This is a genomic window from Sphingomonas sp. UYAg733, assembly GCF_054057355.1.
On record NZ_JBSRZE010000007.1, the window covers coordinates 76,628 to 89,408 of the forward strand.

Sequence of the window (12,781 nt, forward strand, 5' to 3'; positions counted from 1 at the left end):
CTCGTTCGGGCAAGACCAATGTCGTTGAGCTCGCATCAGAAAATGCCGTCGAGGATTTCCTTCACACGATCCACGATCTTCGCGATGATCGACGGGTCGGGTGGGGCGACCTCGCTATGGTCGGTGGAGGATTTCATCACCTCCAGCGAGCCATTGTGATCGGTGCGGGTCGGTTCGTGCAGATCGTGCGCGATGGTCGTTTCCGATCCCTGGATCACGCGCTGCTCTTCGGTATTATCATAACCGTCGCCGGTCGGCTGCGGGTTGGCAAGGCCATTCACCTCGTGATCGATCTCATGGATCAGGCCAAGCGCGGCGGACTGCGTTCCCGCGCCACCGGTCACGGTCAGGCCAGATCGCGGATCCCAGTCGATCACGCCGGTGCTCGGGTCATATTGGTCGCCGCCGTCATGGACGATATGGATCGTCGCGCCATCGGGCAAATCGTCGAGCAACTCGGTCGCGGTTTCCGAAACCGGATTGCCCTTGGCGTCGGTCTGCTGGAGATAGGCGAGCGTTTCCTTCAGATCCTTCAGGTCATGGGCGTTGGCGCCGGTGACATTGAAGTCGTCGACGGTCTTCACATCGTCATTAGCCGCCTTGTCGGCGGGGGCCGGGTCATTGGCGGCCGGCCCATGCGCCGGCGGTCCGCCGGCGCGATCCATGATCCGCGCCAGCGTGCCCTGCTCGACCGGCGACAATGTCGCGCCAGCATCCAGCCGCGCGTGCAACATCGCGCCCTCGTCGCCCGTATCGGTCGCCAGGTTGGTGCGCGTGTAAGCGTTGGCCTGTCCGGCGAAACCCGCGTTCGGCGAGAGATTGACGGTCGAGCCGTTCGAAATCGATGCAGCTTCCATGGGATCACCTCCGAACGATTACAATGCCTTCCAGACGGCAGGCCTGCCTATAATCGTTTCGAGTAGGCCGCCGCCTTACTCACCGCGTCGAGCTTATCGGCGCGCGCGATCGTGGATCCAAGCCAGCGATTGCTCGGGCGTGAGGCCACGCTCGGCCAAATAGCCGGTCAGGACCGGAGTCGCCGCGAATTCGACGGAATCGCCGCGAGGCGCGGGGTCGAGTCCTAAATAATTTGGGGCCTGTTTGGGCTCCAATCTGTGATTGCGGAGAAAAAATACTTCTATTGCAATCATTTATGATGTGAGCGCGAGTCCCGTTAGCATCCTTCCATTGCACGCTGAATAATACACCAGCAGATGCCGGAACCAAAAACCTGGAACAAAATGTGAATATTCGAAAAGCCAAATCGAGGCGATAAGTTCAAACCAGCTGGGCGACATCGTAATTGGTACGGCGTTATCAACGACCATGTCGGCGGGTATGGCAGCCCCGACGCGCTTCTCTTCGGCGGTCGGCAGCACCATGGTTTTCAGGCAGCCGATCGATGATCCGTCTCCGCTCCAAATTAACACGGCGGTGCGTGGTCGTGAGACGGTGGATCGAAATTGCCGCATCGCAACAGACGCGGTATGTTGCGATGCAACAAAAGGGGCGAGCCATCATGATCAAGCCATTGCGCAAAGCCGTCTTCCCGGTGGGGGGCCTCGGCACCCGCTTCCTGCCCGCGACCAAAGCTATGCCAAAGGAAATGCTGCCTGTCGTCGACCGGCCGCTGATCCAGTATGCCGTGGACGAGGCCCTGGAGGCCGGAATCGAGCAAATGATCTTTGTGACCGGCCGCGGCAAATCGGCGATCGAGGATCATTTTGACATCGCCTATGAACTCGAGGCAACGATGCGCGAGCGCGGCAAGTCGATGGATCTGCTCCATCAGACCCGGCTGAGGCCTGGCGCCGTCACATACGTCCGACAACAGGAACCGATGGGCCTTGGGCATGCTGTCTGGTGCGCTCGCGATATTGTCGGGAACGAACCGTTCGCGATCTTCCTCGCCGATGAATTGATGGCGGGATCTCCCGGTTGCATGAAGCAGATGGTCGATGCGTATCAAAAGATCGGTGGCAACATCGTCTGCGGCTATGAGGTGCCGGACGATGAAACCGATCGCTACGGTATCGTCGATCCGGGAATTGATAATGGCGCACTGGTCGAAGTGCGGGGACTGGTCGAGAAGCCGCGACGCGGCACCGCTCCATCCAATATGATGATTCCGGGCCGCTACATTCTCCAACCCGAGGTGATGCAGATATTGGAGACCCAGGAAAAGGGCGCAGGCGGCGAAATTCAACTCACCGACGCCATGGCGCAACTGATCGGTCGCCAACCTTTCCATGCATGGCGGTTTAACGGCGAGCGCCATGATTGCGGCGACAAGGCCGGATATGTCCAGGCGAATCTCGCCTTCGCGCTCGAACGCGCAGATATCGGGCCGCAGGTCAGCGCGTTCGCGCGGAAACTCTTCGGCGATCTCTCCTCGGCCGAGCCAGAGCTTCATTTGGTCGATGAGGTGATCACGGTCCAGCTGCGCGCGTGAGGCGCTCTCGCTATCAATTCAGCAATAAGGAAGTATCGTCATGCGGATCGTCATGATCGGATCGGGCTATGTCGGACTGGTGTCGGGCGCGTGTTTCGCGGATTTCGGGCATCAGATCGTGTGCGTCGACAAGGATGAGGCGAAGATCGACCGGCTCAGGCAAGGCGGAATCCCGATTTACGAACCGGGCCTCGATGAACTCGTCGCCCGCAATGTCGCCGCCGGACGGCTCGACTTTACCACCGATCTCAAGGGGCCGGTCGCTCAGGCCGATGTCGTGTTCATCGCAGTCGGCACCCCGGCGCGGCGCGGCGACGGTCATGCCGATCTGTCCTATGTCTATGCCGCGGCGCGCGAGATCGCGGCCGTACTCGACGGCTTTACCGTCATCGTCACCAAATCGACCGTGCCGGTCGGCACCGGTGATGAAGTCGAGCGCATCATCCGCGAGGTAAACCCCGACGCCGAATTCGCCGTCGTCTCCAACCCCGAGTTCCTGCGCGAGGGCGCGGCGATCGAGGACTTCAAACGTCCCGACCGGATTGTGATCGGCTTGGAGGACGAACGCGCCCGCCCGGTGATGGAGGAGGTCTATCGGCCGCTCTATCTCAATCAGGCGCCGATCCAGTTCACCGGGCGCCGCACCAGCGAGCTGATCAAATACGCCGCGAACGCATTTCTCGCGATGAAGATCACCTATATCAACGAAGTCGCCGAACTGTGCGAACAGGTCGGCGCCGACGTGCAGCAGGTCGCCCGCGGTATCGGTCTGGACAATCGCATCGGCGGCAAGTTCCTCCATGCCGGACCGGGTTATGGCGGCTCCTGCTTTCCCAAGGATACGCTCGCGCTGGTCAAGACCGCCGAAGATGCCGGCACGCCGATCCGGCTGATCGAGACGACCGTGGCGGTCAACGAAGCGCGCAAGCGTGCGATGGCGCGCAAGGTGATCACGGCCTGTGGCGGGTCGGTACGCGGCAAGACGATCGGTATCCTCGGCCTGACCTTCAAACCGAATACCGATGACATGCGCGACGCGCCATCGCTGTCGATCATTCAGGCGCTGCAGGATGCCGGTGCGGCGATCCGCGCGTTCGATCCGGAAGGCATGGCGGCGGCCCGCGTGATGTTGCGCGACGTGGAATTCGTCACATCGCCTTATGCCACGGCCGAGAACGCTGCCGCAGTGGTGATCGTTACCGAATGGGACGCGTTCCGCGCGCTCGATCTCGATCGGTTGCGGGCGGAGATGGCTGGCGATGCTTTGGTCGATCTGCGCAACATTTATCGCCCGGAGGTCGCCGAGCGTGCCGGTTTCAGCTATGTAAGCATCGGTCGGCCCGGGGCGCTTAAGGAAGAGCCGCTGAGTATCGCGGCGGAGTGAATTTGGTAATTGTTGCACAGTTGCAACGATTTACTTTGAATTGACTCGGCTTGCTGCAATACCCGGCTGACGTAATTCGTTTGTTTACCTTCCAATGCGACATGTAACCCATCAGGTATTCGGGGGGTTTCCATGTTTGCAGGCTATACACGTCCGATTTCGGCCGCGATGATCCTTTGCTCGCTCGCCGCGTGCCGCGTCGATTCGGACTCGTCGGCCCAATCGCCCGCCCCAGTGACCGTGGTGGCGGCAGGCGCGATGTCGACCGTGGCGGCGGCGGGCGCAATGCCGAAGGACAACGCCACCGCGTTGGCAGGTGCCCCGCCGGTCTCGCGCCTGATGCCGTCTGCGGCGACCCTTGCCGGTTTCGACTACGCTAATGGCACCAGGCTACCCGACAAGGCGTCGCTTTCGCTCGGCGTTGCTACCTTTAAACCGGGCGCAAGCATGGCCTATATACCGGTCACGCTCGATCGCGAGACTCCCAACACAGTCATCGCCCGCGTCATCACGGTCAACGGCACCGACACGACGCGGCTGATCTCGGGCAAGAACTACACCACCGTCGACACCGTGGTGATCTTCCGTCCCGGCGATCCGCTGCGCCGCACGGTCGCGGTGCCGATCCTGTCAGCAGCGAACGGCCAGCAATTCTCGACCAAGCTGCGCGAGGCGCCTTGGGGTGCCAGCCAGGGTACCGCGACCGCGACCATCACCGCCGCCAGCGACCAAGCTGCGACCACACCGGAGATCGGCCCCTTCCGCGCGCCACGGAACTATGCCGCGACCGGGAGCCTCCAGTACGACATGGTCAAGGGAAGCACGAAATGGTCGGATCAGGGCGGCACCAACATGTGGTCGACCTCGTTCCCGTTCGGCCGCACGCAGACCGCTAACGGCGAAACCGGCCTCTATGTCGATGGCTGGATCTATTCCGGCATCGAAGCACCGCTGCGTTATACCGATCAGGGACTGGTGATGCACAGCCAGGTGCTCCCCAATCCGATCAGCTATGGCGGGGTGAGCTACAAATACGGCTCGATCGTGCTCAACGCGCGCAATCTCGTCGCCGCGCAGATTGGCTATGGCCAGTATGAATGGATCGCGAAAATGCCCACGCGGCGCGGGTCATGGCCAGCCTTATGGCTGGTCGCCACGTCGGGCTGGCCGCCAGAAATCGATGTCTATGAGGGTTTCGGTTATCAGAGCTATTGGGATTTTGACCGCCATATCTCGGCGACGATCCATGGCGGCAGCAATGGCGTGCGCTCGTTCCAGCGCGGCACCAACATCCAGGCCGAACAGGCTTACGGCCTGAGCGGATTCACCCAGGGGTTCCATAGCTATGCGATCGATATCCAGCGCGACTACATTACCTGGTTTGTCGATGGCACGGAGACCTATCAGAGCGTCAACCCGTTCCAGGGGTTCCGCTGGTATCCGATCATGGATGTCGCGGTGAAAACCGACAGCGCCTATACCGACGGCACCGGCGATATGGTCGTCAGCCGGTTCCGCACCTATGTTTCGCCGTGAACCGGGTCCGCGCGCCTGCCATAGCTGGCGTTGCTGCCGCCGGCGAGCGCATAGATCCGCGCGCATGATTTGACCCATTGCCCGGCAACATCGACGCGTCGTGCACCGGGCCACAGGATCAGAGGCAGCGCGACGGTGCGCGCCGCAAGGATCGCCACCGCGCGACCGGCCAGGGCGGCACCCGACCCCGCGCCGACCGCCTGCTTGCGCTGAACCATCGTGTCGGTGATGCCGATCCGCCACATCCGGCGCATCACCCAGCCGAGCCTGGCGCGATCCGCCGGAACCCATTCCGCTACGCGCGCGGCTGGCGCCCACGCGAAGCGACAGCCGATCCGGTGAAGGCGGGTCAGGAAATCGAGATCCTCTCCGCCGCTGCTGCCGAAGCGCGGGTCGAACCATGGCCGGTCGAGCCGATCGAGCGCACGGCGCATGACCAGCAAATTGTTGCTTGCCCAGAGCATGCCGGTCGCACCCTCGGCGCGATTTTCCGGACGGAAGATGAGCGTCTCCCTGAACCAGCCCGGCCGGCGATCGGCGAAATAGGGATAGACCGGGCCGCCGACCACATCGGCGCCGGTGCGGCGCTGCACCGCGAGCAATTCGCCGAGCCATTCGGCCTCCGGCCATTCGTCGTCGTCGATCATCGCCAGGCAACGCATGTCGGGATGCGCCAGCGCGGCGTCGAGGATCGCATTGCGCACCGCGCACACGCCGGGTTCGGCAACCGCGATGATTTGGATCGGCAGAGGATAGCCGCCGGCGCGCATCGCCTCCGCCAGCGTCGCGCCGGCGCGCCCGGCGGGATCGTTGTCGGCAATCAGGATCGACGTGTCGTCGATTGCCTTCATCCGGGCCAGAGACGTCAGCAGCTGGCGCAGGCGTTCTGGCCGACGGAAGGTCGGTATCCCGATGATCGTGGTGGTCATTGGCGTGCCGCGCGGGGCGCGGGTGTGCGGCGTACGGCGGCGTGCTGCAGCCATTTGATCAGCCGGTGTCCACGAACCTCGATCAGATGGTAGCTTGCCCAGCTGATCAGCCAGGTCGCCAGCAGCATCGCGACGACGAACAACGCATCCCAGTGATTCACGCCATGGCGATGCGCAATGCTGGTGATCCGCGCGAACACGTCGCGCACCAGCGGATGCCACAGATAGATCGAATAGCTGATCACGCCGAGGTGGAAGCTGACCGGATTGGCCATGATCAGGCGCGCGGTCCGGCCATCGTAGGAACAGGCGATCACCAGCAACGGGAACAGCAGCACCACGGTGACATCGCCACCCGGGATGAACAGCGCGAGCGCGATCGCGGCGCAGCTGATCTCGACGCTGCCACCGCTGCCCATCCACCGCCTGCACCAGTCGCGCCGGGCAACACGATAGGCGATCACGCCGAGCGCGAAACCGGCGATACAGCGCAGCACGGGCAGGATGGTGTCGGCATCGTTGACGTCGAGCGGCCCGCGCGACCCGAGCCCCGAATTCGCCACGAGCAGCAGCAGCGCGACGGCGATCGCCGCCTGCACCCATACCCAGCGGGAAAAGGCCATGATCGCGATGAGTGGAAAGGACAGATAGGCAACCAGCTCGGTACTGACCGACCAGCTGTTGCCGGCCAGTGCCTGGGTTCCCCAACCCCAGGTCTGGACCATCAGCACATTTGCGACGACATTCGCCGTGGTCAGCGGCACGGGCTGCTCGCCCGAGACGTTGAGCAGGATACGGAGCATGAACACCAGCGCGACGACCAGGTGCAACGGCCAGACCCGTGCCACCCGGTTGATCAGGAAATCGCCGTAACTCGCCCGGCTGAAATGCTCCACGACGCGCTCGTAATAACCGATCGATATGACGAAGCCGCTGAGCACGAAAAACAAGTCGACGCACAGATAGGCACGAGAGAAGAGCGGCAATTCGAATGTCGCAAAGGTCGGGTTATGCGAGATGTGATAGAGCATCACCGCGACTGCGGCGACGCCGCGCAGACCGGTGAGCGACGAGATCCTCATGCAAAAAAGCTCCCGTTCGATAAGGTCGCATCGGCGCTCATGCGGCGCGCAGGGGCGCCATCGAACGACGCCGCCATCGCCGACCACAAGGGTTTGCGGCGCAGGTTCGTGTCGAGCGGCAGGCCGCGCGACGGCTGCCCGTCGGCCCAGCGATAATCGGGGTACGTCGACAGCCAGGAATAGCGATCGGACAGGCCCCAGGTTAGTACCGAATCGACCGCCGGACAGGCCAGCGCCACGTCGAGAAAGGCGCGTCCGACGGCGGCGACCTCCGCGTCGCGCTTGGCGATGTCGGGCGGACCGCCGCGATCGGCGATATCGAATTCGGTGATCGCAATGCGCAGGCCGAACCCGCGCACGCGCTCGAGGAAATCCGCGAACACGCGCTGATCGAATCCCTCGCGATAGGGTTTGAGATGACCCTGGATGCCGAGCGCATCGATCGGCACCTGACGCGTGGTCAGGCGATCGAGCAGGCGCAATATGGCATTGCGACGTTGTTCGCAGCGGCGCGAATTATGTTCCAGACCGAAATCGGTCAGAAACAGCCGTGCCTTGGGGTCGGCCCGGCGCGCGGTGCGAAATGCGACGTCGATATAGCGTTCGCCCATCGTCTGCAGCCAGACGCTCTTGTCGCGCATGCCGTCGGCGCGACCTTGACTGGGTTCGATCGCTTCGTTGACCACGTCCCATTCGCCGATCCGCCCGACATAGCGCCGCATCGCGACCGTGATGTAATCGTTGAGCAGCGCGACCCGTCCGCGCAGTGGCGCGTTGCGCAACGCGCCTTCGAGCCAGGGCGGATTGGCGGCATACCAGGCCAGCGTATGCCCGCGTGCCGCAATGCCGTGCCGCATTGCGAAATCGACGATCTTGTCGGCGCCTGTAAAATCGAAACGACCAGGGGCGGGCTGGGTAACGTAGCGCTTCAACTCATAATCCTGCACCACGACGCTGGATTCACGAACCACCGCAGCGATGAACGCCGGGTCCTTGGTGAGTTGGCTCGATTTGATCGCACAACCAAAGGAACGGCCACTTCGCCGGGCGCGCAGGGCAAGGCCCGCACTTGACCCTTTTTGAGCCATCGCAATCGTCGGCCACGTTGCTGCGACGCCGGCGAGGAAACCACGACGGTTCAAACCCGATATCCCCCGAACAGATTTGCAAGCGCGATCCAGCGATTGGCGGCACCGCGATAGAAGCGGTCGGGAATGACGATTTGCAGCAGCACGATCGCAGCCATGCGCGGACGGAACGCGCCGTGGCGCACAGCCGAGAGATAATAGCGCATTGCCCGACGCCGGTCTGTCGGCCAGGCGCTCTTGGCGGCGTGCCAGCCCATATACGCAGAAAAGGCGTGAGCGGAGATGTGCGGCTTCAGGTCCTTGAGCCAGGAAAGGCTGCCGATGCCGGTGCGCACCTGCGACAACCGGTCATCGGTGCGGCGATCGGCCCAGATCGTGCCGGGGCGTGGCGCCATCAGAAAACGCGCGCCGGCGAGTGACAGGCGCACCGCGAAATCGGTATCGTCGCCGAACCGCACATCCTCCCGGTAGCGGACGCGTGCGGCAAGGTCGCGGCTCAGCGCGACGCTGCTGGTCTGAATGAAGCCGCGATCGCACATGAGATAACGATCGACCGGTTCGTCGACACCGATCGCGCGGTAAGGCTTGATGAACTGGCGGCCATAGCCTCGGTCGACCACGACCTGGCCATAGGCGACGACGTCGTCACCCAGAACGACCAGTGGTAACAGATCCGCAAGATGATCGGGCAGGAACTGGTCGTCGGAATCGAGGAGCGCGATGAAGCGCCCGCGGGCATGCGCAACGCCGACATTGCGGGCTGCCGCAGCGCCCATATTGGGCTGCACGATCGTGCGTAATCTCGGATCGGCCAGGGCCGCTAGCGCTTCGGCCGTGCCGTCCGTGGACCCGTCATCGACGACAATCACTTCGATTTCGGCGATCGTCTGGCCGAGCGCCGAACGCGCTGCCATCACGACCGCATCGCGGCGCTGATAGGTGGGAATGACGACCGAAAACACCGGCGCGTCCGCCGTATCGGATATGCCGGCGCCTGCTGGCAACGACGCCGTCATTTGCGCACACCGCCGACCGGCTCGGCCCTGCCGAACCGTAGCACGAAACCGTTGACGAGCGACCGGTATAACGCCTTTGGCAGGAAAGAACGCAAGACCTGGCGCGCCACTACGCGAGGCGGCACGCCGCCGCGCGACCAGCCGAGAAACAGCTCGCGCATGGTGCCGAGCGGATGGACCGGCGCCATGTGATAGGCGAGAACCGTCGCCCCATAGCCGTGCCGCGCCCTGGCGGTCAGCATATGTCCGCACCGTTCGAGCCAGTCGAGCGACGTCTCATAACCTTTGACGTAGGAAGTCCGACCGACTTCACTCGAATCCAGCCAGATGGTCAGTGCCTGTTCGATCATCTCGAAACGCGCGCCCGCAACCTGCAGGCGCACGCTGAAATCAAGATCCTGCCCCTTCTTCAACGCCGGATCGAAGCGGACCCGCTGCGCCAGCAATGTCGGCACCACCATCGTCGATGTCTGCATGAACTGGTTGGCGCAGAAGAGATATTCGCCGACATCCTCATCTTCGCGAATGCCGCGTTCCGGTCGAATCCAGTAGCGGTTCACGCCGCGATCCACCCGCATCTGCGAATAGAGCACCGTCACCCCATCGTCAGGCAGCGCGGCCGCCATGATCGAGAGCTTGCCCGGCAGGAACTGATCATCGGAATCGAGAAAGGCGATATAGCGACCGCGTGCCGCCTCGATCCCGCGGTTGCGCGCGGCACCGCCTCCAGCATTGTCTTGATGGACATAGCGGATGCGAGAATCCCCGATCGCGGCGATGACTGGTTCGGGATTATCTTTCGAGCCGTCATCGACCACGATGATCTCGAAATCGTTGAAATCCTGCGCGAGCACCGAGTCGATGGTATGCGTAATCATAGCCGCTCGGTTGTAGAGCGGGATCACCACCGAAAATGTCGGTATCGGCGTCGATGCGGAGTCTTTCGGGATCATGCGCCATGCACCTTGCGATATTCCTCGTAACGTACCCCTGCGACGGCCGCGATCTTGCCGGCGGCCCGGTAGAGTTTCCCCAGTCGCTGGACCCGCGTGCCGTGGTCGAACGACAACGCGGCACCTGCCGTGCCGATCAGAAGGCCGGCCAATATGCGTGGCGCTTCCATCACCAGGGCACGAACGCGGCTGCTATGGTAGATCGCGATGCGCATATCGGTCATGCCCACGCGATAACCGCGCATCAGCAACCATTGCGCGCTGACCCTGCTCGCCGGGATCAGCTCGGTTACCACCGCCTCTTCGGACCAGCCGAAGCTGTAGCCGGCACGTTGCATGCGCGTGAAGAGCTGTTTGTCGGAGCCGCCCGTCAGAGCCATGCGCTCGTCGAACGGCCGATCCCCCATCGTCCGGAGCGCTGCGGCCTGGATCAGCACATTGGCGGTACTGTCTATCAGCGCCACCGGCCCTGACGCTCCGCGTGACTTGGGCTGGAGCAAAGGGTGACGCGCGGCCCAGCCAGCGACATCGCCGTCCATCTCCCGCAAGACAGCACCGCCTACTACATCCGCGCCGGTATCGCTCTGGCAAGCGATCAGTGCGTCGAGCCAGTCCGGTGAAGCGGCCTCGTCATCATCGAGCATCACCACCGCGTCGAGATCGGGCAACGTCAATGCTTGTTCCACCAACGCGTTGCGCACTTGGGGAATACCGCGTTCTCTGACGACCATGGCAATGATAGGCCAACGATATCCCTGGGAGGCCATTGCCTCCACCGTGGCAAGGCCCTGCTGCTTTTCGCCGTCATTGTCGGCGACGATGATCCTGATGCCGTGTGCCGTTCGCAGAATGGCAAGCGACTCCAGCGTTCTTCGTAGCCCTGCCGGGCGCTTGCACGTGGCAATGCAGATCGCGATTTCAGCCATGCACTGCTCCAGAGTTAGCGAAGGCAGGTCGGCGACCGGAGACGCTCGAGCTTGGCGTCGGCATTTTTTCCGACGCAAAGCGGCGTCGCCACACCGGTCGATCCGCGGCCTTGAACGACGCATGCGCGATTGCGAGCGTTGCCAGGAAGATCACCCAGACCTGGCGATCCTTGTCGAAGAAGGATGTTTCCAGCATGTTCTGGTAAAGCACGAAGCTCCAGATCGCGAACGACGTCGCCATCAGGGTACGGTTTGCCGCCGTCGCACCGGTCATGAACCACCATGCAGGCAGAATGACGAACGAGACGAGTAGCATGCCGAGACCCAGCGGACCGGTCGTAACGAGAATCTCCAGATAGCCATTGTGAGAATGGGCGGTCAGCATCTGGAACGCCTGATTCATATATAGGCGCGCGGGCGACAGGTCGCCGACCTGCCAGAAACCGCCGAATCCCGAGCCAAGATAGGGGTGCGCACGGAGATAGGCGAAATCGACCTCCCAGATCGACACGCGGCCGGTAAATGAAGTCGGATCGGCGAACAGTCGCTCGATCGCCGGCTGATAGGCGATATAGAGCGCGAGGAATCCAATCATGCCGAGGCCCAGCAGTAGCAACAGGATCGCACGTTTCGGGATGGTGTCGCTCATCAGCCGGTAGATCGAACTGACCAGCAGGATGACAAAGCACAGGGCAAGCGAGGTTTTGCTCTTGGTGCCGATCACGAAGACGAACGCCAGTAGGGCGAACAGCGCGAACCGCCATTTGCGCGTGTCGAAATAGGCATGCGCCGTTACGACGAAAGTCAGCGCCATTACTGCGCCGGCAATATTCTTGTGGAAGAAAAAGCCGCGCCAGGCGCCGACCAATGCCCGGTCGCTCTCGCTCGGCGGATGCACCGCCGCCGAGGTCAGTGGCAGCGAGATCCAGCAGATCAAAAGGCACGCGATGAGCGCCGTGCGCAGCACGCGATAGAGGCGGTCGGGGCCTATCAGGACCATTGAGGAAAAGGTGATGTAGATCACGATAAGCTGCTGCATCGTGCGCTTGAACGACACGAACGGGTCGACGCCCCAGCTACAGGTAATCAGGAACCACGCGAGCATCACCAGCAGCGGCCAATAGGTGAACCGATATTGCGACGGATAGCGCCGCACCAACTGCAGCGACGTTAGGATCAGCGCGAACCCGATAAAGAATGCCTGTTTGTAGAAATCCGACCCGTCGGTGTTTGCCGCCATCGCCACCAGTTCGTCCTGATTGCGCGAGGAAAACGGCTGCTGACCGATGAAAATCATCATCAGGAAGAGAAAGTAGAATGCCTGGGCGATCGGAATCAGAAGCCGCGCATCGTCAGGCGTCGACTTCGCTTCGTCGCCGAAGCTTTCGATCCGCCGATGCCAGTGCGCGATCCCC

The 12,781-nt window shown here is 62.5% G+C and carries 10 protein-coding genes and 1 pseudogene; 3 read left to right on the plus strand and 8 right to left on the minus strand.

Annotation, left to right across the window (positions count from 1 at the left end):
* Positions 1 to 35 precede the first annotated feature (35 nt).
* Entirely contained in the window at positions 36 to 857 is an 822-nt protein-coding gene (locus ACVWZA_RS13470) for a hypothetical protein (protein ID WP_457311747.1), read from the minus strand.
* A gap of 662 nt (positions 858 to 1,519) precedes the next feature.
* On the opposite strand from ACVWZA_RS13470, the pseudogene galU reads away from it, so the two are divergent.
* The 3 genes and pseudogenes from galU to ACVWZA_RS13485 form a co-directional block, all read left to right on the plus strand.
* Positions 1,520 to 2,377 (plus strand): annotated as a pseudogene (gene galU / locus ACVWZA_RS13475) (UTP--glucose-1-phosphate uridylyltransferase GalU); the annotation flags it as partial.
* Between the two features lie 115 nt (positions 2,378 to 2,492).
* The gene (locus tag ACVWZA_RS13480) at positions 2,493 to 3,836 is read left to right on the plus strand and encodes a UDP-glucose dehydrogenase family protein (RefSeq protein WP_457311748.1); all 1,344 of its coding nucleotides are present in this window, start codon (positions 2,493 to 2,495) and stop codon (positions 3,834 to 3,836) included.
* 132 nt (positions 3,837 to 3,968) lie between these two features.
* On the plus strand, positions 3,969 to 5,372 hold the full coding sequence (locus ACVWZA_RS13485; protein WP_457311749.1) for a glycoside hydrolase family 16 protein: 1,404 nt from the start codon (positions 3,969 to 3,971) through the stop codon (positions 5,370 to 5,372).
* Here ACVWZA_RS13485 and ACVWZA_RS13490 read toward each other — a convergent pair.
* The 7 genes from ACVWZA_RS13490 to ACVWZA_RS13520 are packed head-to-tail and all read right to left on the minus strand — an operon-like array spanning position 5,357 to position 12,777.
* A complete protein-coding gene (locus ACVWZA_RS13490; RefSeq protein WP_457311750.1) occupies positions 5,357 to 6,301 on the minus strand; it encodes a glycosyltransferase family 2 protein in 945 nt (314 codons plus the stop codon). The genes ACVWZA_RS13485 and ACVWZA_RS13490 overlap by 16 nt on opposite strands.
* The gene (locus ACVWZA_RS13495) at positions 6,298 to 7,383 is read right to left on the minus strand and encodes an acyltransferase family protein (protein WP_457311751.1); all 1,086 of its coding nucleotides are present in this window, start codon (positions 7,381 to 7,383) and stop codon (positions 6,298 to 6,300) included. Before ACVWZA_RS13495 ends, ACVWZA_RS13490 begins: the two co-directional genes overlap by 4 nt.
* A complete protein-coding gene (locus ACVWZA_RS13500; RefSeq protein ID WP_457311752.1) occupies positions 7,380 to 8,471 on the minus strand; it encodes an endo-1,4-beta-xylanase in 1,092 nt (363 codons plus the stop codon). Before ACVWZA_RS13500 ends, ACVWZA_RS13495 begins: the two co-directional genes overlap by 4 nt.
* Before the next feature lie 50 nt (positions 8,472 to 8,521).
* On the minus strand, positions 8,522 to 9,487 hold the full coding sequence (locus ACVWZA_RS13505) for a glycosyltransferase family 2 protein (protein ID WP_457311753.1): 966 nt from the start codon (positions 9,485 to 9,487) through the stop codon (positions 8,522 to 8,524).
* Positions 9,484 to 10,440 carry a glycosyltransferase family 2 protein gene (locus ACVWZA_RS13510; RefSeq protein ID WP_457311754.1) on the minus strand — a complete coding sequence of 319 codons (957 nt, stop codon included), beginning with the start codon at positions 10,438 to 10,440 and terminating at the stop codon, positions 9,484 to 9,486. Before ACVWZA_RS13510 ends, ACVWZA_RS13505 begins: the two co-directional genes overlap by 4 nt.
* Complete coding sequence (locus ACVWZA_RS13515; RefSeq protein ID WP_457311755.1) at positions 10,437 to 11,366, minus strand: glycosyltransferase; 930 nt, start codon at positions 11,364 to 11,366, stop codon at positions 10,437 to 10,439. Before ACVWZA_RS13515 ends, ACVWZA_RS13510 begins: the two co-directional genes overlap by 4 nt.
* On the minus strand, positions 11,359 to 12,777 hold the full coding sequence (locus tag ACVWZA_RS13520; protein WP_457311874.1) for an O-antigen ligase family protein: 1,419 nt from the start codon (positions 12,775 to 12,777) through the stop codon (positions 11,359 to 11,361). The genes ACVWZA_RS13515 and ACVWZA_RS13520 overlap by 8 nt, the downstream gene beginning before the upstream one ends.
* Positions 12,778 to 12,781: the final 4 nt, after the last annotated feature.

What these genes read in the sequence shown, in the direction of transcription:
- ACVWZA_RS13470 (WP_457311747.1), bottom strand. Translation starts at nt 857, where the DNA reads ATGGAAGCTGCATCGATTTCGAACGGCTCGACCGTCAATCTCTCGCCG.
- ACVWZA_RS13480 (WP_457311748.1), top strand. Translation starts at nt 2,493, where the DNA reads ATGCGGATCGTCATGATCGGATCGGGCTATGTCGGACTGGTGTCGGGC.
- ACVWZA_RS13485 (WP_457311749.1), top strand. Translation starts at nt 3,969, where the DNA reads ATGTTTGCAGGCTATACACGTCCGATTTCGGCCGCGATGATCCTTTGC.
- ACVWZA_RS13490 (WP_457311750.1), bottom strand. Translation starts at nt 6,301, where the DNA reads ATGACCACCACGATCATCGGGATACCGACCTTCCGTCGGCCAGAACGC.
- ACVWZA_RS13495 (WP_457311751.1), bottom strand. Translation starts at nt 7,383, where the DNA reads ATGAGGATCTCGTCGCTCACCGGTCTGCGCGGCGTCGCCGCAGTCGCG.
- ACVWZA_RS13500 (WP_457311752.1), bottom strand. Translation starts at nt 8,471, where the DNA reads ATGGCTCAAAAAGGGTCAAGTGCGGGCCTTGCCCTGCGCGCCCGGCGA.
- ACVWZA_RS13505 (WP_457311753.1), bottom strand. Translation starts at nt 9,487, where the DNA reads ATGACGGCGTCGTTGCCAGCAGGCGCCGGCATATCCGATACGGCGGAC.
- ACVWZA_RS13510 (WP_457311754.1), bottom strand. Translation starts at nt 10,440, where the DNA reads ATGATCCCGAAAGACTCCGCATCGACGCCGATACCGACATTTTCGGTG.
- ACVWZA_RS13515 (WP_457311755.1), bottom strand. Translation starts at nt 11,366, where the DNA reads ATGGCTGAAATCGCGATCTGCATTGCCACGTGCAAGCGCCCGGCAGGG.